Origin of the sequence: Phenylobacterium immobile (ATCC 35973) (genome assembly GCF_001375595.1) — a bacterium.
In the GTDB taxonomy this organism is placed as follows: Bacteria; Pseudomonadota; Alphaproteobacteria; order Caulobacterales; family Caulobacteraceae; genus Phenylobacterium; species Phenylobacterium immobile.
The window spans coordinates 1,890,302-1,915,788 of record NZ_CVJQ01000001.1; the positions used below are offsets into that span (position 1 = coordinate 1,890,302).

The 25,487-nt window shown below is 66.6% G+C and carries 21 protein-coding genes and 1 tRNA gene; 13 read left to right on the top strand and 9 right to left on the bottom strand.

The window, feature by feature from the left end; translation table 11 throughout:
• Positions 1–143: 143 nt before the first annotated feature.
• Genes kdsA through BN1313_RS09305 form a run of 4 tightly spaced genes read left to right on the top strand, consistent with a single transcriptional unit; the run spans position 144 to position 4,603 of the window.
• Positions 144–1,001 carry a 3-deoxy-8-phosphooctulonate synthase gene (gene kdsA / locus BN1313_RS09290; protein WP_091739470.1) on the top strand — a complete coding sequence of 286 codons (858 nt, stop codon included), beginning with the start codon at positions 144–146 and terminating at the stop codon, positions 999–1,001.
• Positions 1,002–1,004: 3 nt separating this feature from the next.
• Positions 1,005–2,477 (top strand): D-glycero-beta-D-manno-heptose 1-phosphate adenylyltransferase, encoded by a 1,473-nt coding sequence (gene rfaE2, locus BN1313_RS09295; RefSeq protein WP_091739474.1) that lies wholly within the window; start codon positions 1,005–1,007, stop codon positions 2,475–2,477.
• Positions 2,474–3,475 (top strand): ADP-glyceromanno-heptose 6-epimerase, encoded by a 1,002-nt coding sequence (gene rfaD / locus BN1313_RS09300; RefSeq protein WP_091739477.1) that lies wholly within the window; start codon positions 2,474–2,476, stop codon positions 3,473–3,475. The genes rfaE2 and rfaD overlap by 4 nt, the downstream gene beginning before the upstream one ends.
• Before the next feature lie 3 nt (positions 3,476–3,478).
• Complete coding sequence (locus BN1313_RS09305) at positions 3,479–4,603, top strand: DUF3089 domain-containing protein (RefSeq protein ID WP_091739480.1); 1,125 nt, start codon at positions 3,479–3,481, stop codon at positions 4,601–4,603.
• On the opposite strand, the gene recG is transcribed toward BN1313_RS09305, so the two are convergent.
• Positions 4,559–6,646, bottom strand: a complete 2,088-nt coding sequence (gene recG, locus BN1313_RS09310; protein ID WP_091739483.1) for an ATP-dependent DNA helicase RecG — start codon at positions 6,644–6,646, stop codon at positions 4,559–4,561. The two genes, BN1313_RS09305 and recG, sit on opposite strands and share 45 nt — an antisense overlap.
• 56 nt (positions 6,647–6,702) lie before the next feature.
• Here recG and BN1313_RS09315 point away from each other — a divergent pair, with 56 nt between their 5' ends.
• From BN1313_RS09315 to BN1313_RS09330, 4 genes are all read left to right on the top strand, one after another.
• Complete coding sequence (locus tag BN1313_RS09315) at positions 6,703–7,002, top strand: FAD assembly factor SdhE (RefSeq protein ID WP_091739486.1); 300 nt, start codon at positions 6,703–6,705, stop codon at positions 7,000–7,002.
• On the top strand, positions 6,992–10,477 hold the full coding sequence (gene mfd, locus BN1313_RS09320) for a transcription-repair coupling factor (RefSeq protein WP_091739488.1): 3,486 nt from the start codon (positions 6,992–6,994) through the stop codon (positions 10,475–10,477). Before BN1313_RS09315 ends, mfd begins: the two co-directional genes overlap by 11 nt.
• A 55-nt stretch (positions 10,478–10,532) precedes the next feature.
• Positions 10,533–10,886, top strand: coding sequence for a hypothetical protein (locus BN1313_RS09325; RefSeq protein WP_091739491.1), 354 nt, complete (start codon positions 10,533–10,535; stop codon positions 10,884–10,886).
• A 251-nt stretch (positions 10,887–11,137) separates the two neighbouring features.
• Positions 11,138–12,022 carry a YihY/virulence factor BrkB family protein gene (locus BN1313_RS09330; RefSeq protein ID WP_245620151.1) on the top strand — a complete coding sequence of 295 codons (885 nt, stop codon included), beginning with the start codon at positions 11,138–11,140 and terminating at the stop codon, positions 12,020–12,022.
• Here the strand turns inward: BN1313_RS09330 and BN1313_RS09335 are convergent.
• The 4 genes from BN1313_RS09335 to BN1313_RS09350 are packed head-to-tail and all read right to left on the bottom strand — an operon-like array spanning position 12,012 to position 14,746.
• Positions 12,012–12,239 carry a sulfurtransferase TusA family protein gene (locus BN1313_RS09335; RefSeq protein ID WP_091739496.1) on the bottom strand — a complete coding sequence of 76 codons (228 nt, stop codon included), beginning with the start codon at positions 12,237–12,239 and terminating at the stop codon, positions 12,012–12,014. The genes BN1313_RS09330 and BN1313_RS09335 overlap by 11 nt on opposite strands.
• Positions 12,240–12,242: 3 nt before the next feature.
• A complete protein-coding gene (locus tag BN1313_RS09340) occupies positions 12,243–13,043 on the bottom strand; it encodes an enoyl-CoA hydratase-related protein (RefSeq protein ID WP_091739498.1) in 801 nt (266 codons plus the stop codon).
• A gap of 28 nt (positions 13,044–13,071) precedes the next feature.
• Complete coding sequence (locus BN1313_RS09345; protein ID WP_091739501.1) at positions 13,072–14,391, bottom strand: calcium-binding protein; 1,320 nt, start codon at positions 14,389–14,391, stop codon at positions 13,072–13,074.
• Positions 14,392–14,425: 34 nt separating this feature from the next.
• Entirely contained in the window at positions 14,426–14,746 is a 321-nt protein-coding gene (locus tag BN1313_RS09350; RefSeq protein WP_091739504.1) for a helix-turn-helix domain-containing protein, read from the bottom strand.
• A 145-nt stretch (positions 14,747–14,891) separates the two neighbouring features.
• On the opposite strand from BN1313_RS09350, the gene BN1313_RS09355 reads away from it, so the two are divergent.
• Complete coding sequence (locus BN1313_RS09355) at positions 14,892–17,900, top strand: autotransporter outer membrane beta-barrel domain-containing protein (protein ID WP_091739507.1); 3,009 nt, start codon at positions 14,892–14,894, stop codon at positions 17,898–17,900.
• A gap of 245 nt (positions 17,901–18,145) precedes the next feature.
• On the opposite strand, the gene BN1313_RS09360 is transcribed toward BN1313_RS09355, so the two are convergent.
• Entirely contained in the window at positions 18,146–19,591 is a 1,446-nt protein-coding gene (locus BN1313_RS09360) for a sensor histidine kinase (RefSeq protein ID WP_091739510.1), read from the bottom strand.
• 222 nt (positions 19,592–19,813) lie between these two features.
• Between BN1313_RS09360 and BN1313_RS09365 the strand changes: the two genes are divergently transcribed.
• Positions 19,814–20,866 carry a sensor domain-containing diguanylate cyclase gene (locus tag BN1313_RS09365; protein WP_091739513.1) on the top strand — a complete coding sequence of 351 codons (1,053 nt, stop codon included), beginning with the start codon at positions 19,814–19,816 and terminating at the stop codon, positions 20,864–20,866.
• Here the strand turns inward: BN1313_RS09365 and BN1313_RS09370 are convergent.
• From BN1313_RS09370 to BN1313_RS09380, 3 genes are all read right to left on the bottom strand, one after another.
• The gene (locus BN1313_RS09370) at positions 20,863–21,717 is read right to left on the bottom strand and encodes a fumarylacetoacetate hydrolase family protein (protein ID WP_091739516.1); all 855 of its coding nucleotides are present in this window, start codon (positions 21,715–21,717) and stop codon (positions 20,863–20,865) included. The two genes, BN1313_RS09365 and BN1313_RS09370, sit on opposite strands and share 4 nt — an antisense overlap.
• 112 nt (positions 21,718–21,829) lie before the next feature.
• Positions 21,830–21,919: transfer RNA gene (locus BN1313_RS09375), tRNA-Ser, on the bottom strand.
• Positions 21,920–21,993: 74 nt separating this feature from the next.
• Positions 21,994–22,821, bottom strand: a complete 828-nt coding sequence (locus BN1313_RS09380; protein ID WP_176695952.1) for an alpha/beta fold hydrolase — start codon at positions 22,819–22,821, stop codon at positions 21,994–21,996.
• A 141-nt stretch (positions 22,822–22,962) separates the two neighbouring features.
• Here BN1313_RS09380 and BN1313_RS09385 point away from each other — a divergent pair, with 141 nt between their 5' ends.
• From BN1313_RS09385 to BN1313_RS09395, 3 genes are read left to right on the top strand one after another with little or no spacing between them, the layout of a single operon-like run.
• Positions 22,963–23,838 (top strand): septal ring lytic transglycosylase RlpA family protein, encoded by an 876-nt coding sequence (locus BN1313_RS09385; RefSeq protein WP_091739523.1) that lies wholly within the window; start codon positions 22,963–22,965, stop codon positions 23,836–23,838.
• A 24-nt stretch (positions 23,839–23,862) separates the two neighbouring features.
• Positions 23,863–24,495, top strand: coding sequence for a dTMP kinase (gene tmk, locus BN1313_RS09390; RefSeq protein WP_091739526.1), 633 nt, complete (start codon positions 23,863–23,865; stop codon positions 24,493–24,495).
• Between the two features lies 1 nt (position 24,496).
• Entirely contained in the window at positions 24,497–25,483 is a 987-nt protein-coding gene (locus BN1313_RS09395; RefSeq protein WP_425415032.1) for a DNA polymerase III subunit delta', read from the top strand.
• Positions 25,484–25,487: the final 4 nt, after the last annotated feature.

The following is a 25,487-nucleotide window of genomic DNA, read 5'->3' on the forward strand; positions in this document are numbered from 1 at the left end:
GCCAGGGCGTCGATGATTGGACTTACGGGCCTGGGCAAGCGGCGGACGCGGTCCGGGTGACGGAAATCGTCTTGTGGCGCTCCGCGCGACGGGTCACTTAGCGGGTCATACAAGCGCGGCGCGGCGCGAAGGGTTGGAGCGGCATGGCCGTCTTGAAGCTGGAACGATGGGGGTTGAACGTCGGCGACGGGCATCCGTTGCTGGTGATCGCCGGGTTGAACGTGCTGGAAGACGAGGCTCTGGCGCTGGAGACGGCGCACACCCTGAAGGCGATTTGTGCGCGGCTGGACCTGCCGTTCGTCTTCAAGGCCAGTTTCGACAAAGCCAACCGCTCGTCCATCAGGAGCTATCGCGGTCCCGGTCTGGAAAAGGGGTTGGCCATCCTGGCCAAGGTGAGGGCCGAGGTCAGCGTGCCAATCGCCACCGACCTCCACGAAGTCGTCCAAGCCGGGCCGGTGGCGGCTGTGGCCGACATTGTGCAGATCCCTGCCTTCCTGGTGCGTCAGACTGATCTGGTGGTCGCCGCCGCCCGGGCGACGCACGCGGCTGGCGGCTGGCTGCACGTCAAGAAGGCCCAGTTCCTCGCGCCTTGGGACTGCGCCAACATTCTCTCAAAGATTAAGGAGGCGACGGAAGGTGCGGATTTAACGCTTCTTTGTGAGCGGGGGTCGTCGTTCGGATATAACAATCTCGTCGTGGACATGCTGGGTATGGCCGAGATGAAGAAGCTTGGCGTGCCGGTGACGATCGACGCCACCCACGCCGTGCAACTGCCGGGAGCCGACTCCCGCAACGGCGTGGCCTCCACGGGCGGTCGCCGTGACGGGGTGCCCATCATAGCCAAGGCCGCCGTGGCGGCAGGCGCCGACGGCGTTTTCTTGGAGTTCCATCCTGATCCTGATCGTGCCCTGTGCGACGGTCCAAGCTGCCTCCCGCTCGCGGAAGCGGAGAGTCTGCTGACGACGCTCAAGGCGCTGCATGGCGTCGTGAACGGAGGCTGAGGCGTGGAGCTTGCCGATCTTCAGGACCTACTGAACCGCGCGCCCGGGCGGCGGGTGGTTTGCCTCGGCGACTTGATGGTCGACCGCTTCGTCTATGGCCAGGTCACCCGCGTGTCGCCCGAGGCGCCGATCCCCGTGCTCGCCCGCTCTCGAGAGCTGGTGATGCTTGGCGCGGCGGGCAACGTCGCGCGCAACGTGGCGGCGTTGGGCGGCGAAGTCGCTCTGATCGGCGTGATCGGCGGCAATGACCCCAACGGCCGCGAGGCCCTGCGCCTCGTCGAGCAGGAAACGCAGATCGAAGGCTATCTTGTCGATGATCCTGACCGCCCGACCACACTGAAGACCCGCTTTGTCTCTGGCGGCCAGCAACTGCTGCGGGTCGATCTCGAGGACGACAAGCCGATCGGCGGGACTGTCGAGCAGCGGGTGATCCGGTGCGTGGAGGATTCCTGCCAGGGCGCCGGGGTTGTGTTGATTTCGGACTATGGCAAGGGCGTAGTGACCGACGCCGTGATCGCCGCGGCGCGGCGCGCGGCGACGGCTTGCGGCGCCAAGATCGTCGTCGACTCCAAGGCGCGATCCTTCGCCCGTTATGGCGCGGTCGACCTCATCAAGCCGAATGCAGCCGAGTTGGCCTATGCGACCGACATGCCGACAGAGAGCGATGATCAGGTGGCGGCGGCGCTCTTGCGCGCGCTGGAACTTTGCGAGGCGAAAGCCGTCGTCGTAACGCGGGCGTCGAAGGGCATTTCAGTCGCGGTGCGGGGCGAAGCCGTGCGTCACTTCCCGGGCGTGCCGCGAGAGGTGTTCGACGCTTCGGGGGCGGGCGACACGACCCTGGCGGCCCTGGGACTGGCCCTTGCCGCCGACGGTGCGCTGGAAGACGCCGTCGCCTTCGCTCAGCTGGCCTCAGGCGTGGCGGTGGGCAAGGTCGGCACGGCCACTGTCTCCCCGGATGAGCTCGTCGAGGCCGCGCTCTCGGCGCACATGGCGCCGGCCGAGGCGAAGATCGTCGGTCCGCAGCGGCTGAGCGAGATCGTGGCGCGCTGGCGGGCGAAGGGCCTACGGGTCGGCTTCACCAACGGCTGCTTCGATATCCTGCACAAGGGCCACGTGGCCTACCTCACCCAGGCTCGGGCTTGGTGCGACCGGCTGGTGGTCGGCGTAAACAGCGACGCCTCTGTCCGCCGGTTGAAGGGCGAGAGCCGCCCGCTGAACGGCCTGGAGTCGCGCGCCATGGTGCTGGCCGGCATGTCCAGCGTCGATCTGGTGGCGCCCTTCGAAGACGACACGCCGATCGGCCTGATCGAGCTCGCCAGGCCCGATATCCTGATCAAGGGCGCGGACTATGCCGAGGACGGCGTGGTGGGCGCCGACCTCGTCCGCGGCTGGGGGGGCGAGGTCAAGCTTGCTCCGCTTGTGAACGGCTATTCCACCACAGGCGTCATCGCCCGCATGCTGGAGACCAAATCATGACCCGCAAAATTATCTTCGTGACGGGGGGGGCCGGCTTCATCGGCTCCAACATCGTGGCGAGGCTGGCCGAGGATCGCGGCCTCGACGTCGTGGTCTGCGACCGGCTGCGGGAGGCCGACCTCGGCAAGTGGCGCAACATCGCCAAGCACCCTATCGGCGATTTCGTGGCGCCGGAGGACATGTTCGATTGGCTGGAAAGGCGCTGGCGCGAGGTCGAGGCGGTGGTCCACATGGGGGCGATCTCGTCGACCACCGAACCGAACGCCGACAAGATCATCGAGCAGAACTTCTGCCTGTCGCGCGATCTCTTCCGCTGGTGCGCCGACCGTCAGCGCAGGATGATCTACGCCTCCTCGGCCGCCACCTACGGGGCGGGCGACGCAGGCTTTGTCGACGACAACGATTTCGAGGCGCTTGCGGCCCTGCGGCCGCTTAATACCTACGGGTGGTCAAAGGCCCTCTTCGATGCGTTCGCCGTGCGTCAGGCCGCGCGTGAGTACGCCCCACCGCAGTGGGTGGGCCTGAAATTTTTCAACGTCTACGGCCCAAACGAGGAACATAAGCGCTCAATGAAATCGGTCGCCTCGCAGGTGTGGCCAAAGGTGCGGGACGGCCAGACCGTGCAACTGTTCAAAAGCTATCGGGAAGGCGTGCCGGACGGCGGTCAGATGCGCGATTTCGTCTATGTTCGCGACGTCGCCGAGGTCGTGGCCTGGTTAATTGCGAACGAGCAGGTGAACGGCGTTTTCAACCTCGGCTCCGGCGAGGCGCGGACCTTCGCGGATCTCGCCAAGGCGGTGTTCGCCGCCGCCGGCCGTGAGCCGCAGATCGAATACACCGCCATGCCGCCGGCGATCCGCGACAAGTACCAGTACTTCACCCTGGCCCCGATGGAGCGCCTTCGCGCCGCGGGCTACGATCGGCCGATGACTTCGCTCGAAGACGGGATCAGCGACTATGTCGAACGCTACCTCAGCCAGCCGGATCATTATCGCTAGGCCATGAGGCCTCCTGGCTGGATCACCGCCGCCGCCATCGGGCTGGTCGCGCTGGTCGTCGGCGCGGCGGCGCTGTTCTGGGGCGATGTGATGCAGAGCACGCTGGATCCGCGCACGCCGTTCCAGACCTATACGCCGCCGCCAGCGCCGGACTACGAGGAGCCCCAGGCCTGGCTGTTGAAGCCCCGCAGTGTCGAGCGGCCTCAGGCGGATCTTGAGGCTGATGTCTTCTTCATCGCGCCCACGACATATGACGGCGGCCGGGATTGGAACGCGCCGATCGGAGACCCTGCGGCGGACCAGCTGTTCCGGCGGGTCATGGCCCCCAACTACGCGGGGGCGTTTACGCGGGTGGGGCGGATTTTTGCGCCGCGCTATCGGCAGGCCGGGCTCTATAGCCAGCTGACCCTGCGCGAGGACGCCCGTGATGCGCGCCGGTTCGCCTACGGCGATGTCGCCACGGCCTTTCGCTGGTACGTCGCCCACAGCGGCGACCGGCCCTTCGTCCTGGTCGGGGTGGAGCAGGGCGGCTTTCTGGGGCAACGTCTCTTGGCCGAGGAGATCACGGCGCGGCCGCAGGTGCGTTCGCGCCTGGTGGCCGCCTATCTGATCGAAACTGCGGCCCCCGCCGACCGCCCCGCCGCCGTTCCCTGCGTGCGCAAAGACCAGGCTGGCTGCTTCGCGGCCTGGATCAGCGCGCGGGTGAATCGGGAGGATCGCGCGCGGGAGTTGCTGGATCGCGCCCTCGTTTGGACCGCCAAGGGTGAGGTCGAGAACCTGCGCCGCCGTCCGGCCCTGTGCTTCAATCCGATCCTGGGCGCGGTGAGCGATCAACCGGCGTTGGCGCGGTCGCACCTGGGCGCGGCGAACGCCACGGGGCTCGAATGGGACGCCAGGCCCGCGTTCCTGAAGCGCCAGGTCGCCGCACAGTGCCGGGGCGGGGTCTTGCGGGTGTCGCAGCCGAAGTCACCGTCCCTCCGTCCGGCGGGCAGCTGGATCGAGCGGCGGCGCGCGCCAGGGTTCAACCTGTTCTACGCCGATCTTGAGGCCGACGCTCGCGGGCGGGTCGCCGCCTGGCGGGCCCTAGCCCGCGGCGCGCAGTCCCAGCCCGGCCTTCCAGTCGAATAGCGCCTCCAGCACCTCGAGCCCTGCCGCTCGCGGCCCGGCCTTGGCCAAGCCCTGGCTGACGATCAGGCGAGCGTCATCGCCGGCCGCGGCGATCAGGTCGCGGTGGGCGATGGGGTCGGCGAAGACGTAGTCGGGAAAGCCGCTCTGGCGCAGGCCTAGCGCGTCGCCGCCGCCGCGCAGTTCCAGGTCGGTTTCGGCGATGACAAAACCGTCGTCGGTGCGTCGTAGGATATCCAGCCGTCGCTGTGCGATCTCCGACAAGGGCGGATCATAAAGCAGAACGCAGGCGCTTTCCCGTTGGCCGCGCCCGACGCGACCGCGTAGCTGGTGGAGCTGGGCCAGGCCAAAGCGCTCGGCCTGCTCGATCACCATGATGGTGGCGTTGGGCACATTGACGCCGACCTCCACGACGGTGGTCGCCACCAGGATCGACAGGCGGTTCTCCGCGAAGTCGGCCATCACCGCGTCCTTGGCGGCGGCGGTCATCTTGCCGTGGATGAGGCCGACGCGCCTTGCCAGCGCTGGTCCGAAGCTGGCGGCGAGCTCCTGAGCGCGGGTCTCGGCGGCCTTCAGATCGACCAGTTCGGATTCGGCGACCATGGGGCAGATCCAGAAGGCCTGGGCGCCTTCCGCCAGCACGTTGCGTAGGCGCGCTTCCACCTCGGCGACACGGGTCATGGGGACGGCGCGGGTCGCCACCGGCGTGCGGCCAGGCGGCTTCTCGTCGATGCGGCTGACGTCGAGATCGCCGTAGACGGTCAGCTCCAGCGTGCGCGGTATCGGCGTCGCCGACATGGCCAACAGGTGCGTGGACGCGCCTTTTGACTGCAGCCGCTGGCGTTCACTGACGCCGAAGCGATGCTGTTCATCGATCACCGCCAGCTGCAGCGCCTCGAAGATAACGTCGTCCTGGAAGACGGCGTGGGTGCCGACGACGACCTTGGCCGCACCGGAAGCCAGGGCGCGCAGCTTTTCAGCGCGGCTCGCGCCCTTGTCGCGCCCCGTGAACAGGATCGTCGACACGCCGTGGCCAGCCAGCGGCTCGGCGATGGTCTCGAAGTGTTGACGCGCGAGAATCTCGGTGGGCGCCATGAGGACGCTTTGTCCGCCGCCCGCAGCGACATCGGCCATAGCGCACATGGCGACGACCGTCTTTCCGGAGCCGACATCGCCCTGGATAAGCCGGCTCATTCGCTTGCCGGCGGCGAGATCGCCGCGGATTTCGGCCAGAGACCGGCTCTGTGCGCTCGTGAAAGCGAAGGGCAGGTCAGCTTGCAGCCGCGCGGCGACGTCGCTAGCCGCGATGCGGGACGCGGGCTGGTCTTGCCGAGCAGCCTTGCGTTCGGCGAGGGCCAGTTGATGGGCGAGAAGCTCGTCATAGGCGAGCCGGCGCCAATGGGGGCTCTGGGCGGAAAGTTCGGCTTCGCTCCGTGGATTATGAAGGCCCGCCAGGGCCTCGCGCCAGGCGGGAAAGCGCTCCTGCGCGCGCCAGGGACCATCCAGCCATTCGGGCGGCTCCGGCGCGCGTGAGAGCGCTTCCAGAGCGAACTTGCGGACGGTGCGGGGCGGCAGGCCAGCGGTAGCCGGATAGACGGCCTCGACCTCCGGCACCTCGGCGGCTTTCTCGGCGTCGACGAAATAGTCCGGATGGATCATCCGCCATTCGCCGCGGTCGAGCTCGACCTTGCCGGAGATCACCCGCTTGGCGTTCAGCGGGTGGCGTTGTTCGAGGCTTGCGCCGAAATTCCCAAAGAACACCAGGGTGAGGAATCCCGTTTTGTCGAACACCCGGATGCGCCACGGCTGCTGGGGTCCGCGCGGCGGGGTGTGGCTTTCGACATGGACGGCGAAGGTCATGACCTCGCCGTCGACCGCCTGGCCGATCTCAGCCACGGTGCGGCGGATCAGCGAATGCGGCTTCAAGAACAGGACATCGCGCACGATCGGCCCGGCCAATTTCTCGAGAAGAGGCGCGACTCGTGGCCCCACGCCCTTGAGCGTCGAGATCGGAGCGAACAGCTTGAACAGAATCTCAGGCCGCATGCTCGCACCATACTCGCTGGCTTTGGGCTGGCGCGCCCTCTATATCCGCGGCCTTCATGCAGAATGATCCACACGACGAGATCCGGCTGAAGAAGCTGAAGTTCCGCGCCTGGCGTCGGGGCTTCCGCGAGGCCGACCTGATCCTGGGTCCGTTCGCGGACGCCTACGCCTCGGCCATGTCCCCCGCCGAACTCGACGCCTTCGAGCTGATCTTGGATCAACCTGACCAGGATCTCTACGGTTGGATCCTCGACCGGGAGCCGACGCCGCCGGAGTTCGACGGCGAGATCATGCGACGCATCAAGGCGTTCCGAGACCAGGCCTACGCGATGCGGGCGGACGACCATGGCGGCTGACGGCGGGCGCGCGCCCGGCCAAGCCGCCCTTCGGCGCGCGGCCGACGATCCCGGACGCCTCGACCTCGTCGGCGCGCCGGAAGGCTTCGACGCCCTGGTCATGGCCGACGTCGTGCGGGCCCGCAAAGGCCTGTCGGTGTTTGTCGCCCGTGACAGCGCCCGGCTGACAGCCTTCAGCGAGGCCTTCGCCTTCTTTGCCGCGGACATCGAGGTCTTGGCCTTCCCCGCGTGGGATTGCTTGCCCTACGACCGGGTTGGTCCGTCGGCCGGTGTCGCCGCCCAGCGGATGACGACGCTCTCAAGGCTGGCGATGGGTATCGACGGCAAGGCGCCGCGCCTGCTGGTCACGACCGCGCCGGCCCTGATCCAGCGCGTGCCGCCGATAAAGGCGGTGACCGGCGCCACCTATTCGGCCAAGACCGGCGGGACCGTCGATATCGCCGATCTCGAGAGCTATTTCGCGGTCAACGGCTACCAGCGGGCCTCGACGGTTTCCGAACGTGGCGAGTTCGCCATCCGCGGCGGCGTGATCGACGTCTTTCCGCCAAGCGCGGAGGAACCGGTGCGCTTGGACCTTTTCGGCGACACCCTGGAATCGATCCGCGCATTCGATCCGGAAAGCCAGCGCTCGACCAAACAGCTTAAGACCCTTGATCTCCTGTCGGTTAGTGAGGCGCTGCTCGACAAGCATGCGATCAGCCGCTTCCGCAGGCGTTACCTTGAGATCTTCGGCGCCCCCGGAGACGACCCGCTGTATGCGACGGTGAGCGAAGGTGGGCGGCGCGCCGGGATGGAGCACTGGCTGCCGCTCTTCTACGAGAAGATGGCGGCGCTGTTCGACTACCTGCCCGATGGAACCCTGATCGCCCTCGACCATCTTGCGCGAGAGGCGCGGGAAGAACGGATGGCGTTGATCGCCGACGCCTTCGACAGCCGCAACGCCGCCGAGCGCAAGGTGCACTATCACCCTCTGCCGCCGGCCGCGCTCTACCTCACCGACGCCGAATGGCGCGAACAGCTGGCGGTCCGCCCGGTCCGGCGGTTCTCCGCGTTCAACGAAGCCGACGGTGAGGCGGTCATCGACATGGGCGCGCGGCCCGGCCGCAGCTTCGCGCCCGAGCGCCAACGCGACAGCGTCAACCTGTTCGAAGCCACCGTTGATCACGCCAGGGCCCTCACAGAGGGCGGCAAGCGCGTGCTGTTCGCATCCTGGTCGGAAGGCTCCTCCGACCGGCTGGGGTCCATGCTGGCTGATCACGGGCTGCAGAAGGCGCCCTTCGCGCCCTATTGGGATGCGGCTCGGGCCGCCAATCCGAAGGTCGTGCAGCGGGTCGTCCTGCCTCTGGAGGCGGGCTTCGAAACCGACCAGCTGGCGGTCATCTCAGAGACGGACATCCTGGGGGATCGCCTGTCGCGGCCGAAGCGGCGGCGTCGCGCCAACAACTTCCTGGCCGAAGCGTCATCGCTGACGCCGGGAGACCTGGTGGTCCACATCGATCATGGGATCGGCCGCTATGCGGGCTTGAAGACCCTCGATGTCCAAGGCGCGCCGCACGACACCTTGGAGCTGCACTACGGCGCCGAGGCCAAACTCTACCTGCCTGTCGAGAATATCGATCTCCTGACGCGCTATGGCGCCGACAACGATGGCGTGCTGCTCGATCGCCTGGGCGGCGCGGCCTGGCAGGCGCGCAAGGCCCGCGCCAAGGATCGCCTGCGTTCAATGGCCGAGGGCTTGATACGGATAGCCGCCGAGCGGGCGACCAAGTCGACCGAACCGTCGATTCCGCCGCATGGGGTGTTCGATGAATTCTGCGCCCGTTTCCCCTATGAGGAAACCGAGGACCAGTTGAACGCCATCGGCGACGTGCTCGAAGACCTCGGCGCCGGTAAGCCTATGGACCGCCTGATCTGCGGCGACGTCGGCTTCGGCAAGACCGAGGTGGCCCTGCGCGCCGCCTTCGTTGTGGCCATGAGCGGCCAGCAGGTGGCGGTCGTCGCGCCGACAACGCTTTTGGCGCGTCAGCACTTCAAGACTTTCAGCGAGCGGTTCGAGGGTTGGCCGGTGAAAATCCGCCGGCTGTCGCGCCTGGCTCCGGCCAAGGAGGCCGCCGAGACCCGCGAGTTGCTGAAGAACGGCGAGGTCGAGATCGTCGTCGGCACCCATGCGGTGCTGTCGAAGCAGGTGGGGTTCCGCGACCTCGGCCTGGTGATCGTCGACGAGGAGCAGCACTTCGGGGTCAAGCACAAGGAGAAGCTCAAGGAGCTTCGCGCCGACGTGCACATGCTGACGCTCACCGCCACGCCGATCCCGCGCACGCTGCAGATGTCGCTGTCCGGCATCCGCGAGATGTCGATCATCGCCACCCCGCCGGTCGACCGGTTGGCGGTGCGGACCTACATTACCCCGCAGGATCCCGTAGTGGTCCGCGAGGCCCTGCTTCGCGAAAAGTACCGCGGCGGCCAGGCCTACTATGTCGTGCCAAGGATCAGCGACCTGCCGGCGGTAGAGCGGTTCCTGCGCGAGGACGTGCCCGAGGTGAAGTTCGTGGTCGGTCACGGCCAGATGGCGCCGACCCAGCTCGAAGAGGTGATGACCGCCTTCTACGACGGCAAATACGACGTCCTGCTGTCGACGACGATCGTCGAAAGCGGCCTGGATATCCCAACCGCCAACACCATGATCATCCACCGCGCCGACATGTTTGGCCTGGCCCAGCTCTACCAGCTGCGCGGACGGGTGGGACGGTCCAAGAGCCGCGCCTATGCCTATCTGACGACTCCGTCTGAGAAGCAGATCACGCTCTCGGCCGAGAAGCGCCTCAAGGTGCTGCAGTCCCTGGACAGCCTGGGCGCCGGATTCCAGCTGGCGAGTCACGACCTCGATATCCGTGGCGGGGGCAACCTGCTGGGCGACGAACAGTCGGGTCACATCAAGGAGATCGGCGTCGAACTTTACCAGCAGATGCTGGAGGACGCGGTCAACGAGCTGAAGGAGCGAGGCGGCGAGACCAACGACGAGCGGGGATGGTCGCCGCAGATCAACACGGGCGCGGCCGTGTTGATCCCCGAAGCGTACGTGCCAGACCTGAACGTACGCTTGTCGCTCTATCGTCGCCTGTCCGAGGCCGAACGCGCAGACGATCGCGAATCGCTGGCCGCTGAGCTTATCGACCGGTTTGGCCCGCTGCCGCCGGAGGCCGGCCAACTACTGAAGGTCGTCGCGATCAAGGGCATGTGCCGCCAGGCCAATGTCGCAAAGATCGATGTCGGGCCCAAGGGCGCGGTGGTCAGCTTCCGCAACGAGACGTTCAAGAACCCGGGTGGCCTGGTGGAGTTCGTATCCAAGAACCCGGTCGCCTGGCGAATTCGCCCCGACAACAAGGTGGTCATCAAGGGTGAGTGGGAGACGCCGGAGCAGCGCCTCGCCGCCGCTGAGAAAGTGCTGGCGGAACTGGCCAAGCTCGCCGCCTGAAGCCTGTGATCTTGTAACGCTGGGCGTTTAGCGGCGAGTTCAAGGGAGAACACCCATGAAAAGTCTGAAGGCGTTGGTCGTGTCGGCTATTCTCGCCGTCGTCGCCTCACCCGCCGCCGCACAGGCTGCGGTGAGCCAGGACGTGAGTTGCCTGGTGCTTTCAATGGCGCCCGCGCAGTCGACGAACCTAGCCATCAAGCAGAACGGCTTGATGGCGCAGTCCTATTTCATGGGCAGGCTCGACGCGCGGGACGCCGCCAATCTTAGCGCGTTGCTGAACGCCCAGGTCGTTGGTCTGACCCCGGAACGCGGCAAAGCCGAGAACGCCCGGTGCACGATGCTTATCGACAACCGTATTACGGCGATGAGGGCGACGCTTTCGCGCGTGAAGTCGCAAGCGGGTGTCTGAGCGCCGTGGGTTTCCTGACCTGCGTGTTCAGGTGGGGTTCAGGCGGAGCGCTCTAGAAAGATCGCAAGGTTGGTCGTCGCGCTCTCCCGTCCCTCGAAGCGGCGGCCGCCCTTGATGGAAGACACGCCCATCGGCGGCGCGTCGCCCCACCCGGGCGGCGCGCCGTTTTCCGTGTCGACCCGTTTTCCATTTGCCATGCGCGCAAGCCTTGGCCACTTTCCGCCCGCTTTGGCGCGGACGGAGACCTTGGCTTGAGAAGAGCAGATCCGCTCCGTTGGGACATGGCGCACTGGCTGCGCGTCGGGCTGAACACCGTGGGACGGGCGCTTACGCGTCTCTGGGGCCGCGACGTGATGCTCTACACGGGCGGAGCGTCGTTCTTCGTCATGCTGGCCATCTTTCCTGCCTTGGCTCTTATGATCGGCGGCTACAGCCTGTTCAGCGACCCAGAGCACGCCGCGGAAACCGCGCGAGGGCTCGCGCAGATGGCGCCGGCCGAGGCCAGGCCCCTGCTACAGGGCGAATTTCTGCGGCTGGCGCACGCGCCTCACGTCGCCATGTCGGCGCAGAGCGTACTAGCCTTTCTGATCGGCGCCTACGCGGCCCATCGCGGCCTAAAGGCGGTGATCGCCGGCCTATCCTTTATCCACGACGAGGATGAGCCTCGCGGTTTCGTCAGTTTCAACCTCATGGTGCTGGCGGTGCTGATCGCGGTCTTCGTGCTGATCGCGGTGATTACGACGGTGTTCTTCAGTTTGCGGGTGATGGGCTCGACCTTCGCGCTGCGGCCGCTGCGGGGTGTCTCGTGGCTGCTCAGCGAATGGACGTGGGCCAGTATCGGCCTGACCCTGTGCATGGGCCTGATCTACCGTTTCGTCATGTCACGCCGGCCCGTCGACTGGCGCGCTTCCTTTGCAGGCGGTGCGGCCGCGGCTGGCCTGTGCCTGTTCGCGTCCTGGGGGATCGCCGTCTATGTCGAGCAGATCGCCCACCTGGGGGCGACCTATGGCTCAGTTGCTGCGATCATCGTCTTTCTGATCTGGTTGTCGTGGAACGTGAATGCGCTGTTTTTCGGCGGCGCGCTCGCCACTGAGATCGAGCTGTCGATCGACGCAGCACGACCGTTCAGTCCCTGACGACGACGAAGGAAAGAGTCTTCCCATCCTCATCACGCTCTATAATCCGGGCGCCGATCTGGCTAGCGAAGTGCGGCACGTCGATGCGCGCCAACGGGTCGTCGGCCAAAAGGCGCACACGCACGCCGTGGCCCGCCGTCTCCAGCGCGCGGCGCAGGCGAAGCGTCGGGACCGGGCAGCGATGGCCGCGGGCGTCGACAAGGACGTCTACGTCCATGACTCAGCGGCCCCGCCGGAAGCTGGGCGCTCGCTTTTGCAGAAAGGCCATGACGCCTTCAGCGAAGTCAGAGGAGCGCGCGGCCTTGGCTTGAGCGTCGCGCTCGGTCTGAAGATGGTTGGCCCAGGAGGCGTCGAGGCCTTCCCACGTCAGGCGCCGGATTGCGCCCATCACCTCGGGTCCGGCTGCGATTTCACGGGCTAAGGCGTTGGCGGCTTCGGCCAGGGCGTCGTCGTCGACCACGGCGTTCACCAGACCCCAATCCAGCGCCTTGGCGGCGTCGACGGGGCGAGCCAGCAGCATCATCTCCATCGCCCGCGCCTTGCCGATGAGGCGCGGGAGCAGCCAGGTCGAGCCGCCGTCGGGGGCCAGGCCGATGGTTTTGAAGCCTTGGAGGAAATAGCCGCTGCGCCCAGCGACCAAGATGTCGCCCATCAGGGCGAGCGAGCAGCCTATGCCCACAGCGCCGCCGTTGACCGCGCAGACGATTGGCACGGGGCAGTCGCGCAGGCTCTGGATCAAGGGGTTGAAGACCTGATCTAGGCGCGCGCCGGCGTCAAAGTCTGCGGGATCAGCGGGAAAGGGCGCTTCAGGATCGCGCAAGTGCGCGCCCGAGCAGAAGGCCTGGCCCGCTCCGGTGATCACGAGACAGTCGGCCTCGATGGCGCGCGAAGTGATCTGACCAATCAGGCTGGCGAGCTCAGCCGCCATCCTCAGCGAGAGCGCATTACGGGAGGATGGATCATTGAGCATGGCGGTGATCACGCCGTCTGCCGCCTCGACGGTCAGTTTGGTGTAGTCCATCGGGCCTCTCCACGCCCGCGCGGCGCCGTCACACAATATCGGGTTGGGGGAAAGTCGCACCAGGCAGATGGCTCTGTTGGGTTATCGCGGTGCGCTCGGCGTCTGACAGGCGATTGAGCACGGCGATATAGCCATCCGCTACGCCGTCGCCGTTCAGGTCGACCTCAAGCACGGTGAACGGTGTTTCGGGCGCCGGAGGGTGCGGTTCGCCGCCGCCTGGCGTAGGTTTGATCGTCGTTTCGCCGTGGAAGCCAGCGCCGCGGATCAATCCCTTCAGCGCGCCCTCTGGCGGAGGCCCATCGCCGAAGCGCATCCCTGCAGCGCGGCCATCGGCGGTGACCAGGCGATCGCCTTCGAGAAAGCGGAAGTCGAGGATTGCGCCCAGTAGTCGATCGGCGCCGCCTGCTTCATTTGGGGCGCGTAGAACGAAGGAGTCGCCGCCAACGCCGCCCGCCGCGAGCGTGTGAGCGTCGAGATAGAGGTGGTCGTCTCCGGCGCCCCCGATCAATGTGTCCCAAAGGCCTTCTGGGGCGCCGCCACCGGAAAGTGTGTCGGCGCCATCACCGCCAGAGATGAAATCCGCGCCCTTCGCGCCGATGAGCCGATCATTGCCGTCGGTGCCTGCCACGTGCGTCACCGCATCAAACCGCATGAACTCCGGCTCTTCGGAAAGGCGCCACTGCCCACCGCTCCCGCTCGCTTCGGAGCCTGCCAGGGCGATTGTCGGAAGGCTGGTCGCCGCCGCTGCGGACGCCGCATGCGCGGTCTCGGCGGCCGCGAGGGCGTTGCGCGCCTGACTCGGATCTGACGGCGCTGTCGCATCCTGCCCAGCCGCGCGCGGCGCGTCGGATGGGGGCGGGGCGTTGGCGCCATTTTCGGTGGCCTCAGCGACCGTGCTCGGGGTCGGGGCGTCAGGCTCGACCCCCGCCAGGGTGGCGGTGAACAACGGCAGGCGCGATTCGATGGCGAACGCCGCGCCCACGATCAACGCGATCAGCACCTGCGCTTCGCGACCATCATCATTGGCCGCCCGGAAGGCGGACCTGGGCGACGCCGGCAGGCGGTCCGCCAGGGCGCTGCGCAGGTCGGGCGCCTCGGCCATGACGTCATCGGCCGCGTAGTGGACGACAACGCGGGCGCCGATCCGGGCGACGTGGATCAGCACCTCAGAATCCTGGTCGGTCACCACGCACCAGGGGTCGCCGGAGTCGGACGCGCCGAACGCCACCTCGACGGGCGTGGCTTCAGCCGTCAACTGGTCGACCAGCGCCTGCAGGCTCGCCCGCTCCGGGGCTGTCCAGCCGCCTTCGGCCTGAAGTCTGGCGATAAAGGGGAGAATGTCGCCCATGCGGCGGGTCTAGGGTCCTGGAGCCATATCTAGGTCAGGCGCTCGCTCTCAAGGCGTCGGCCTCGAAGAGCAGGCGGTGAAGTTCGGGTTCATAGAATTCCAGGAGCGTCCTGGCGAATGAACTCGGATTAAGGTTCAGGGCCAGCGCCCAGGCCGCCTGCATCTCGATAGGCACGCGGCCGACGCCGCTCTCCACCTGGGAGACGAACGTGTAGTAGCGCAGGCCGACCCGCTCGGCGAGTTCGGCCTGGGTCAGGCTACGCGCTTCCCGCGCCGCCTTCAGCCAACGACCAGCCTCCTGGCGCAGCGCCTTGGTCTGGGCGGCCTTGGCGGGATCAGGCGCGGGTCTCGACATGAAGGCCTTGCATCCGGTTTGAAGGGGCAGGCTTCCAGGCCTTGCCGCCCGGCGATTCCGCCGCTAGTTTAGTTTTAACGCAACTAGTAAACGATAGATGCATCTTCGCACGTCGAACGTATCACGTCGTCAAGGAATGAGAAGCATGAAGCGCAGGCTGCTGAACTCGGCCGTCTTCCCGTGGATGGTCCTTCCCCTTGTGATGGCCGGGCACGCTTGCGCCGAGACCAGCATCTCCACCGCCACGACGGCCCCGGTGGCGACAGCCACGGCGGCTAACGGCCAGCCCGACAGCCTGCTGATCACCACCGCAGGGTCTGTCGTCCCGACAGTTTCGGGTGCGGCGGTGACGGTGAATTCGAACCATGCCGTCACCAACAACGGTTCGATCAGCTTCAACGACGTGAACGACGCGACGGGCGTCCTGCTCGCGGGCGGCGCCGGGGGCGGCCTGACCAACACCGGCTCGATCAGTCTCGGCGAGACCTATGTGGCCGCCGACGGCGACAATGATGGCGATGTCGATGGCGTCTTCGCCCAAGGCGCGCGGCGTTACGGCGTGCGGCTGGGCGCCGGGACTTACACAGGGAACCTCAACAACGCGGGCTCCATCACCGTGAAGGGCGTTGATTCCGCGGCTGTCCTGCTCGAAGGCCGGCTGGTGGGATCGCTTTTGAGTTCAGGCTCGATCTCGGTGATTGGCGAACGCACCGTCGGCTTGTCGGCCGCCTCCGTCGCCGGCGATGTGCGGGTCACGGGCGCCGTCTCCGCGGCGGGCGAAGCCGCCACCGCGATCCGGCTGGGCCAGATCGACGGATTAGTCGCCCTTCAAGGCGCCATCACGGCGACGGGCTATCGCTACACCAGCCGGCTGACCGATGCGGAGCGGGCCAAGCTGGACGCCGACGACCTGAAGCAGGGCGGTGCGGCCGTGGCGATCACGGGCTCGGTCGGCCGCGGGTTGTTGCTTGATGCGCCCCCTAGCAATGTCGACGCCAATGACGCCGACGAGGACGATGACGGCGTCGACGATTCCGCGGAGCTGACGGCGGCGGTGACGTCCTATGGCGGCGCGCCAGCCATCCTGATCTCTGGCGACCAGGCCCTGAGCCTGGGCGCAGTCGGACCGGGCGCTCTGGCCTACGGCGTCGTCAACAAGGGTCAGGTCAATGCCTATGGCGTGTTCGACGGAATCGACGCCACGGCGCTGAAGATCGGCCGATCTGGCGGGCAGGGCGTAATTGTGACCGGCGGCATCAACAACCTGGGCGGCGCCGTTGTGGCTTCAGCGTACAACGCCTCGGCGACGGCGGTGCTCCTTGAGGGTGACGCGAGTGTTCCGGCCCTGTTGAATTCCGGCGCAATCACGGCGACGCAGACGGGCGGAGCGCACAACGCCAGCGCCATCGTCGATCTGTCCGGAAGCCTGGGCTGGATCGAGAGCTCCGGGACGATCACGGCGGGAGTCACGGCGACCACGGGGGTCAAGCCGACAGGCGAGGCGATCGCCATCGACCTGACGCGCAACGGCGCGGGTGCGACGGTCCGGCAAACCGCCGGTAGCGAAGCCGCGCCTTCGGCCATCACCGGCGCCGTGCGGTTTGGCGCGGGCGACGACAGGCTGGAGATCCTGTCCGGCTCTTTGACGGGCGACATGCGCTTCGGCGCTGGTGCGGACACGCTGGTGGTGGATGGGTTGGCCAAGGTGCAGGGCGCGCTGAGCGACGGCGACGGTCGGCTGACGATCGACCTCAGGTCAGGCCGGCTGGGCCTGACCAACGCCGGCGCGGTGGCGGTCAGCGCCCTGAACGTCGGCGCGACGGGCGTGTTCGCTGTCACCATTGATCCCACGGCCGGCGCGACCGGCGGGCTGAATGTGGCGGGCGAAGCCGCATTCGCGGATGGCGCGAAGGTGGAGGTCGCCCTGACCTCGCTTTTGAAGGATCCCGCCAGTTTCGAAGTGGTGCGGGCCGGTTCGCTGAAGGTCGGCGCCGTGGGCGCCACCCTGGGCGGCGCACCCTACCTCTATGCTGCGTCGCTGAAGGCCAATGCGACCACGGGCGTGCTGTCGGTGGATCTAAGACGCAAGACGGTCGAAGAGATTGGCCTGACGGGTTCTGGAGCGCAGGCCTATGACGCGGTGTTTGGCGCGCTGGGACAGTCGAGCGCCCTGCAAGGCGCCTTCCTGGCGCAAACGACCCAGGCGGGCTTTGAAGGTCTCTATGATCAGATGCTGCCGGACCATGCCGGGGCGTCGCTGATGTCGGCCGCGGCGATCTCCGGGGCCATCGCCTCGGCGACGGCGGCGCCGAGGCGCGCCTCGACCAATGTCGATTCGGCCGTCTGGGCGCAGGAGATCGCCTTCAACATCCGCCGCGCCCGTGAAAGCGCCGCCGGTTACGCTTCCAGCGGCTTTGGCTTGGCGGCGGGGGCGGAAGCGATCTCAGGACCTCAGGCGCTGGGGCTCAGCATGAGCTTCGTCAGCACAGACTACCGTGACCGTGGGGCCGACGATCGCGAGCAGGTCTCGATGTCGCTGATCTCCGGCGGCGCCTATTGGCGTGTGCGACAGGGTGCGTTCCAGGCCCATGTCGGCGCGGGCCTTGGCTATGGCGTGTTCGACGGCAAGCGGCGCCTGAGCGGCGCGGGTCTCGACCTTGTGGCGGACGGCAAATGGCGCGGTTGGCTGGCGAAGGCCGACGCCAGCGCGGCCTACACACTGGAGGCTGGCCCCTTCTATGCGCGGCCTCAACTGTCTGTGAATTATGTGCGGCTCGCGGAGAGCGGCTACCAGGAACGTGGCGGCGGCGACGGGTTCGATCTCAAGGTCTCCAGCCGCACAGGCGACTTCCTAACCGGCGAAGGCCTGATGGCGATTGGCGCGCGGTTTGGCGGCGACGACTACTGGGCGCCCGAGGTCAGCGTCGGTTATCGCCAGCGCCTTGCTGGATCGCCCGGCCGGACAACCGCCAGCTTTTCCGGCGGCGATTCCTTCACCGTCGACCCCGAACGACCCTTCAAGAGCGCCGTCCTTGCGCGCGGCGGGGTGAAGATCGGCTTTAGCGACGTCTTAATTGCAGTCGATGGCGGCGGCGCCTTTGAGGCGAACTACCGCGAGTACGATGTGCGGGCGGTGATCCGATACCAATTCTGATGTTGCTATAACGATAGTTGTATTATAACTATATATGGGTTCCTCCCCTTCCGCCGTCTGGCCGGAGCGCGCGCGACACTTCCCCCCGTCGCCGTGTTCCGATCAGGCGGCGGACGCTGAGAAGGTCTTGGAAAGATGCGTAAACGTTACGAAATCCGCTGGGCTCGCGTTCCTGAGACGCTCGGCATGGCGGTGACCCTGATCGCCTTGGGCGTGGTCTTGGCTGGCGGCCTGACCGGTCCTTTCTAGGCGGAGCGCCGTGTCTCCGGTAGCGGCATGAAGGCTTCGATATTCGCCGGAAGCTGGGCGCGCATGTCGCAGCGTAGGCCCTCTGAAGCGTAGTCGAGCGAGACCGCGCCGCGCAGTTCGCCTTTGAAGGCGCCATGGATGAGGCGAGTGCCAAAGCCCTTGCGCGTTGGTGGCGTCACGAGGGGGCCGTTGCTTTCGCGCCATTCCAGACGAAGTTCGCCAGAGGGGCTCGCGCGCCACGTCAGAGCGACCTGGCCGGTGTCGTTGGACAGCGCACCGTACTTCACTGCGTTCGTGGCGAGTTCGTGGAACACCAGGGCTAATGTCAGAGCTGCGGACGGTGTTAGGCGCATCGGCGCCCCGCTGACCTCGATCTGTCCGGAGGCGGCGGCGCTGAAGGGCCTCAAGGCTCGCATCGCGACATCATGCAGCGCCGCCCCGTTCCAATTTTCCCGCGTCAGGACGTCGTGGACTTCCGACAGACCGATCAGGCGGGCTTCGAAGGCGCCATAGGCGCGGTCGGGGTCACGTTCATGCCGCAGGGTCTGGGCGGCCATGGATTGCACGGTGGCCAGGGTGTTTTTAACCCGGTGATTCAACTCGTTGATCATCAGCCGCAGCTGGTCCCGATGACGCGCCTGTTGCGTCTCGGCCAGCTTGCGGGGCGTGATGTCCTCGACGACCGAGACGAAATAGTCCGGCGCACCGTCGGCTGTCCGCACAAGGGAAACCGTCAGGTTGGCCCAGAGCAAGTCTCCGGTTTTACGTAGGTAGCGCTTCTCCATGGTGAAAGTCTCGATGCGGCCTTCGAGCATCGACTGCACACGGCTTACATCTGCGGCTAGGTCATCAGGGTGGGTGATCGCCTGAAAGGTGAGACTGAGCAGTTCCTCGCGGGCGTAGCCCAGGGTGGCGCACAGCCCGCCGTTGACCTCCAGGAACAGGCCATCTGGGGAGACGCGCGCAACACCGATGGCGGCCTGGTCAAAGACTGCGCGGTAGCGGGCTTCAGCGGCCTCCAGTCGCAAACGTTCCTCCACGCTGGCGGAGACATACTCGCAATAGAGAACCAGTCCGCCGATTTCACCATCCTGGTCTCGCCAGGGCGACATCGACCAGTTGACCCACTCGACCGCGCCGCCGGGCTGCGGGAAAGGGTCCGCGGGATGCCGTCTGGTCTGGCCATCGTTAAGGACGAGGGCGTGCAGCTCACGCCAGCGCGCGGGGATGTTCGGAAAGACATCGTAATGGCGCCGCCCGAGGACGAGCGCGGGATCGCCCGGCATATCCTGGTCAGTCAGGAATCGGCTCGAAACGGCGAGGTAACGCATTTCACGATCGAAAATCGCGATGCCTAACGGCGCCTGGGTGAGCGCGGTGATCACGGCCGACGGCGCCGCGCACGGGCTACCCGTAGCGTCTGTACGATCAGCGTCTTCCATGTACGGCCCCGGAACTCGAATACTGTGAGGGTGTGTCGATACTCGGGGTCGAGTATCTGTTATACTGGATGGTGAGACGAACGGTCGCAACCTGCGCGTCGATCGAGGTGCGCTTTGGCGATCAAAGCAACGCGCTGCGCAGAACCCGCACCGCGATCGCCGTGGAAATGACCAGGACGCCGGGAGACCCTGACACGTCTGTCGGCGCGAGGTGGGGGGAGAATGGCGGCGTCAGACGCCATCAACACGCCGAAGGGGCCGCGTATCGGCCTGGCCGCGCGGCTGCTGGGCGCGCGGACGGCAGGGTTGTCGCTTGGCGCGCTAGCCGTGGGCGCTGTCCTGCTTGAGCAGCAGCGATCGGCTGTCCTTTTCGGCCTCCTGGTCGCCAACGCGCTTCTCTGGCCGATTGTCGCCTTTTTGCTGACCTCGCGGAGTGAACGGTCCGTTCGCCAGGAGAGCCTGAATCTCATCATCGACTCCGCCCTTGGCGGCGTCTGGATCGCCGTGATGCACGGCGCCCTGTTGCCGAGCGCCTTGCTGGTCGCCACGCTCTCGATGGACAAGGTGGCGTTCGGCGGCTGGCGGCTGCTTGCGCCGGCGGCGGCTGCGCAGGTCTTGGCCGGCTCCGCTGTGTGGCTGGCGCTGGGATCGACGTTTGAACCTAATGTTTCAGCGCGGGTGGTTATGGCCTGCTTGCCGCATCTGGTGATTTATCCCGTCATGGTCAGCACGGCGACGCACCGTCTGCTGAGGGTGAGCCAAGCCCAGCGCCGCCTGATCGCCGAGATGGCGCGACACGATTCCTTGTCCGGTCTACTGAACCGAGGGCAGTGGGAACGCGAGGCCGGCGACCAGTTGGCGCATCTGCGCGGACTGCCGGAAGGCGCAGCGCTGCTGCTGATCGACATCGACAACTTTAAGACTATCAACGATCGCCACGGCCACTTGGTTGGCGATCAGGTTATCCGCAGCGTCGCCGACACCATACGTGGTCTTACTCGCGAGACCGACGTCGCCGGACGATACGGCGGCGACGAGTTCGTGGTCGTTCTCGCGGGCGCAAACGCGGACGCCGCCTGGCGGATCGCCGACCGGCTGCAATCGGCGATCGCCACCACCGCCCATCTGATAGGCCTCCAGGGCCAACTGACCACGAGCATCGGGATCGCTTCGATCGGCCCGGAGATCGCCAGCCTTGAGCAGTGGGTCGGCAGAGCCGACGCCGCTCTCTATCAGGCCAAGGCCGGCGGCCGCGCGCTCGTGGTCGCCGGCTAGCGCTCGGCGACCATCTCCGCCTCGATACGACCCAGGCCTTCGACCTCGCAGGCCACATGATCGCCGGGCTGGAGGTACCGCGGCGGCTTCATCGCCGTGCCGACGCCGCCTGGCGTTCCCGTGTAGATGATGTCGCCAGGTTCCAGGGTCATAACCTGCGACAGTTCTACGATCTGATCGTACACGTCGAAGATCAAGTTCGATGTATTTGAATTCTGGCGAACTTCTCCATTGACGATGGATCGGATGGCCAAGGCGTGCGGATCGGAGACCGCGTCGGACGTGGTGATCCAGGGACCGAAGGGGCCATGGGTGTCGAACGACTTTCCCAGCATCCATTGAGCTGTCTTGCGTTGCCAATCCCGGGCGCTGACGTCGTTGCCGACACAGTAGCCGAAGATCGCCGCCGGCGCGTCGGCCTTGGAGATATGCCGACCGCCCTTGCCGATAACGGCGACCATTTCGACTTCATAGTCGACCATGGTCGAGGCCTTCGGCACGTCGATGGGATCGAAGGGTCCATGGGCGGCGGTGGGTTGCTTGCAGAACCAGATCTGGTGTTCCGGCGTCTTGCCACTCGTTTCGGCGACGTGGTCGGCGTATATCAGACCCATGCACAGGATCTTGTTGGGGCGCGGAACGGGCGCCAGCAGGCGCACTTGATCGAGGGGGATTGCGTCAGCGCCATCCAACCAGCCCGCGGCGACGCCCGAGAGCGCATCCCACTGCTCGATCAGACCAATCATCCCCAGCGCTGAGATATCGGCGGGGGCCGGAATGACCCCAGCGTCGCTGACGAGGCCGATTTCCGGCGATTGCGCGCCGGCGCGCAAGAAGGTCGCGAGTTTCATATGAGATTCCTTAATCGAGACGACGCCCAAGGCCCACGCTCTTTGGCGCGGGTTCTGCTGAAGGTTAGGCGAACGCGCGGGCCTGCTCCAAGACTTTCCGTCATCGACGCGATGGCGGAAGCGGTGGGATTCGAACCCACGGACGGCTCACACCGTCGCTGGTTTTCAAGACCAGTGCCTTAAACCACTCGGCCACACTTCCATCGTCGACGCCGAGGCGCCGCGCCACCGGGTCCTATTGGGCTCCGGGGCGCGGCTCAAGAGGCAAGGCGTCGCCTAGCCCTTCAGGAAGGGGATCACCGCTCGAAGAAAGGCTTCCGGTTCTTCGAACTCCACGAAATGGCCGACGCCGCCGCCCCACAGATGCAGTTCGACATGGGGGATGAGCGCCAGCGCAGAGAGCGCCGCGTCCATTGGCACCATCCGGTCCTGGTGGCCCCAGAGCACCAGGGTCTGGGGTTTAAGGTTCTGCGCGGCTTCACGAAGATCCGCCGTGCCGAGGGGCGCGACGCTCGCCGGCGGATGAGCCATCGCCTGTTGGGCGGAAGCGAATCGGGCGTCGATCATTGCCTTGGTCAGCAAGCCCTCGCGCGGGATGAACAGGCGCATGATCTGCTCCATGTTCTCGTAACTGGGGTCCGCCCGAAAGGCGGTGAGGGCCTTGATGCCGTCGGGCGGGCTAGGGGTGAAAAGGTTTGGCCCAAGGCCAACCGGACATTTCAAAACCAGCTTCAGCACGCGCTCCGGATGGTCGTGGGCGAGACGAAGCATCGGCGCTGCGCCCATCGAGGGACCATACAGATGGGCCTTGCTGATGTTCAGGGCATCCATCACCGCGAGGATCGCGCGTGCGTAGAAACGATCATTGGTTTCACCGGGAAGCGCCTCCATCGGCGGGCTAGCCCCGTAGCCCGGCAAATCGAGCATCACGACGTGGAAGTGGCGGCTGAGTTCGTCCACCACCCATTTGGTGTTGTCCCAGCCGTTTGCGCCTGGACCGCCGCCATGGAGGCAGATCAAGGCGTCGCCGTCCCCAGCCTCATTGTAGTGGACGACGGTTCCCGCCGCTGCGATCTGACGGCGCGTGTCCTCAAAACTGAGCATCACTTCCTCCCTGGCTTTGCAGCTGAGCTTAACCGGCATACGCCGTAAGGCCAACGCGATGGGATCGGCGGTTAACCGCTCCGCAAGTCTCGCCTGCCATGGTGGCGTTGCGGCGATGGTCGGCGGAGGCGGACGACCGGGATGGGTCGGACTTTGCACATCGGAATCTGGCGGTTCGCGGCGGTGCTGGTTGCGAGCGCGAGCCTTGCCGCCTGCGCGTCGGGCGGTCCGAAGACCCTGAGCGCCGGCCAGAAGGTCGGCGCGCCCTATCGGGTCGCCGGCAAGACCTATGTGCCGAAAGCCGATCCTCATTACGACAAGGTGGGGACGGCGACCTGGTACGGGGACGCCTACCACAACCGCCCGACCGCCAGCGGCGAGCGGTTCGACATGAATCGGTTGACCGCGGCGCACACGACCCTGCCGCTTCCATCCATGGTCGAGGTGACCAATCTGGAGAACGGGCGCAAGGTCGTGGTGCGCGTCAACGATCGTGGCCCATTCTCGGGTGGGCGGATTATCGACCTCAGCCGCGGTGCGGCCCGGGCGCTGGGTTTCGAACGCCAGGGCTTGGCGAAGGTGCGCGTACGCTATATCGGTCCCGGCGCCGGCAACGCGCCACGGTTGGCGCGTGCGGAAGCTCCGCCCGCACCGCGCCCGGCCGGCGCCAGTGATGCGCTGTTCGAGGCTACTCATGGGGCGGTGAACCCGGCCGACACGCCGCCGGCGGATCGGCGTCCGCCCGACCAGCTGGTCAACGCGCCTACGATCAGTCTCTCCAACCCGTATCGTGTTCAGGTCGGCGCCTTCGCCGATCCAGCGAACGCTCGGCAGGCCGCCGATCGACTGTCGCCGGCTGGCGTCGCCGTGATCGAAGCCGTGGCCCGTGATGGCGTGACCTTCTACAGGGTGTACCTGCCGGCGCCGGCGGATGAGGCGCAAGCCTTCGCTTTACGCGATCAGGCCGCCGCCTATGGGTTCACGGAGGCCCGCGTCGTGCGGCCCGCTGGACTTTAGCGGCGAAGCGGCCAATTTGGACCGGTGGCGCGCGGTCGGTTCATCACATTTGAAGGCGGGGAGGGAGCGGGTAAATCCACCCAGCTCCGGCGCCTGATTGCGCGCCTCCGGGCGCAGGGTCTGAACGCCTTGGCGACCCGCGAGCCCGGCGGATCCGCAGGCGCAGAGCAGATCCGCGACCTGGTGCTGAGGGGCGCGGCTGACCGTTGGAGCGCGATCTCGGAAACGCTGCTGATGTACGCGGCGCGCCGTGACCATATCGAGCGCGTGATCGAACCCGGCCTCTCCCAGGGGGCCTGGGTGATTTGCGACCGTTTCGCCGACTCGACGCGCGCTTACCAGGGCGGTCCCGCCGGCGCGCCGCCAGGGCTGATCGCGGCCCTTGAGACGCATGTTCTCCAGGGAACCACGCCGGACCTGACCCTCGTGCTCGATCTCCCAGCCGAGATGGGCTTGGCCCGCGCGGAAGCCCGCGCCGGCGCGGAGATGCGCTTCGAGTCCAAGGGCCTAGCCTTTCATCAAAACCTGCGCGACGCTTTCATGGCGATCGCGGCCGCGGAGCCAGAGCGCTGCGCTGTGATCGACGCCGCCGGGGATCTCGATGCGGTTGAATCCGCAGTTTGGTCCGCCGTCTCCACGAGGCTCGACCTTGGCTGAGCTGATCGCCCACCCACGCGACGTCTTTGACCTGGCGGGTCACGAAGGCGTTGAGGCTGAATTTGAAGCCGCGCGTGCGCGGGGGCGGCTGCATCACGCCTGGCTGCTCACCGGGCCCGAAGGGGTCGGCAAGGCTACCTTCGCCTATCGCGCGGCGCGTCGTCTGCTAGGCGCCGCCTCATCGCCTGAGCGTGGACCGTTGGGGGCCGATCCCGACGATCCGGTGGCCCGCCAAGTCGCTGCACGGTCCCATCCGGATCTTCTGATCCTTGAGCGAATTGGCGAAGACGGTAAGCCGCGCAAGGTCATTCCCGTGGACGAAGCGCGCCGACTTGGTGAGTTTTTCTCAAAGTCGCCGGCGTCGGCGCCGCACCGCGTCGCCATTGTCGACGCCGCTGATGATCTCAACGTCAACGCGGCCAACGCCATCCTGAAGACCCTGGAAGAACCGCCGCCGAGCGGGGTCCTGCTCATGGTCAGCCATTCGCCTGGCCGTCTCCTGCCTACGATTCGTTCCCGTTGCCGAAGGCTCGCCTTTGCGCCGATGGCGCTCGATGCCGCTGCGGCCTTCGTGTCAGCCCGCAGTGATGCGAACCCGGAAGAGGCGCTCCGCTTGGCGAAGATGGCCCGCGGCGCTCCGGGCCGCGCCTGGAGCTTGGCCGGGGAGGGGGCGCTCGCCCTGGACGATGCGGCCCGTGAGTTGCTGGCGGGATTACCGGGCGTTGACGCCGCAGCGGCGCTGGCCCTGGCCGACCGCTTCCGCGGGCCTGAGGGCCAGGCGCAGTTCAATCTGTTGTTCGAACGCCTCGCTGAGCGCGCGCACGCCTTTGCGCTGAACCGCATCGAGGCCGGCGTCGGCGGCCTCGACGGCTGGGCGCAGGCATGGGAGACGCTGCAGCGCCTGCCGCGTGAGGTTGAGGGCTTGAACCTCGACCGCGCAGATGCGCTTTTTACGGCTCTGGTCGATCTTCGCCGCGCCGCCGCCTGAACCT

Excerpts from the sequence above, each read along its gene's own strand:
- BN1313_RS09335 (WP_091739496.1), bottom strand. The coding sequence starts at position 12,239 with ATGGACGTAGACGTCCTTGTCGACGCCCGCGGCCATCGCTGCCCGGTC.
- mfd (WP_091739488.1), top strand. The coding sequence starts at position 6,992 with ATGGCGGCTGACGGCGGGCGCGCGCCCGGCCAAGCCGCCCTTCGGCGC.
- recG (WP_091739483.1), bottom strand. The coding sequence starts at position 6,646 with ATGCGGCCTGAGATTCTGTTCAAGCTGTTCGCTCCGATCTCGACGCTC.
- BN1313_RS09350 (WP_091739504.1), bottom strand. The coding sequence starts at position 14,746 with ATGTCGAGACCCGCGCCTGATCCCGCCAAGGCCGCCCAGACCAAGGCG.
- BN1313_RS09315 (WP_091739486.1), top strand. The coding sequence starts at position 6,703 with ATGCAGAATGATCCACACGACGAGATCCGGCTGAAGAAGCTGAAGTTC.
- BN1313_RS09325 (WP_091739491.1), top strand. The coding sequence starts at position 10,533 with ATGAAAAGTCTGAAGGCGTTGGTCGTGTCGGCTATTCTCGCCGTCGTC.
- BN1313_RS09305 (WP_091739480.1), top strand. The coding sequence starts at position 3,479 with ATGAGGCCTCCTGGCTGGATCACCGCCGCCGCCATCGGGCTGGTCGCG.
- rfaD (WP_091739477.1), top strand. The coding sequence starts at position 2,474 with ATGACCCGCAAAATTATCTTCGTGACGGGGGGGGCCGGCTTCATCGGC.
- BN1313_RS09370 (WP_091739516.1), bottom strand. The coding sequence starts at position 21,717 with ATGAAACTCGCGACCTTCTTGCGCGCCGGCGCGCAATCGCCGGAAATC.
- BN1313_RS09355 (WP_091739507.1), top strand. The coding sequence starts at position 14,892 with ATGAAGCGCAGGCTGCTGAACTCGGCCGTCTTCCCGTGGATGGTCCTT.
- kdsA (WP_091739470.1), top strand. The coding sequence starts at position 144 with ATGGCCGTCTTGAAGCTGGAACGATGGGGGTTGAACGTCGGCGACGGG.
- BN1313_RS09340 (WP_091739498.1), bottom strand. The coding sequence starts at position 13,043 with ATGGACTACACCAAACTGACCGTCGAGGCGGCAGACGGCGTGATCACC.
- BN1313_RS09365 (WP_091739513.1), top strand. The coding sequence starts at position 19,814 with ATGGCGGCGTCAGACGCCATCAACACGCCGAAGGGGCCGCGTATCGGC.
- BN1313_RS09380 (WP_176695952.1), bottom strand. The coding sequence starts at position 22,821 with ATGCTCAGTTTTGAGGACACGCGCCGTCAGATCGCAGCGGCGGGAACC.
- BN1313_RS09345 (WP_091739501.1), bottom strand. The coding sequence starts at position 14,391 with ATGGGCGACATTCTCCCCTTTATCGCCAGACTTCAGGCCGAAGGCGGC.
- BN1313_RS09385 (WP_091739523.1), top strand. The coding sequence starts at position 22,963 with ATGGGTCGGACTTTGCACATCGGAATCTGGCGGTTCGCGGCGGTGCTG.
- BN1313_RS09360 (WP_091739510.1), bottom strand. The coding sequence starts at position 19,591 with ATGGAAGACGCTGATCGTACAGACGCTACGGGTAGCCCGTGCGCGGCG.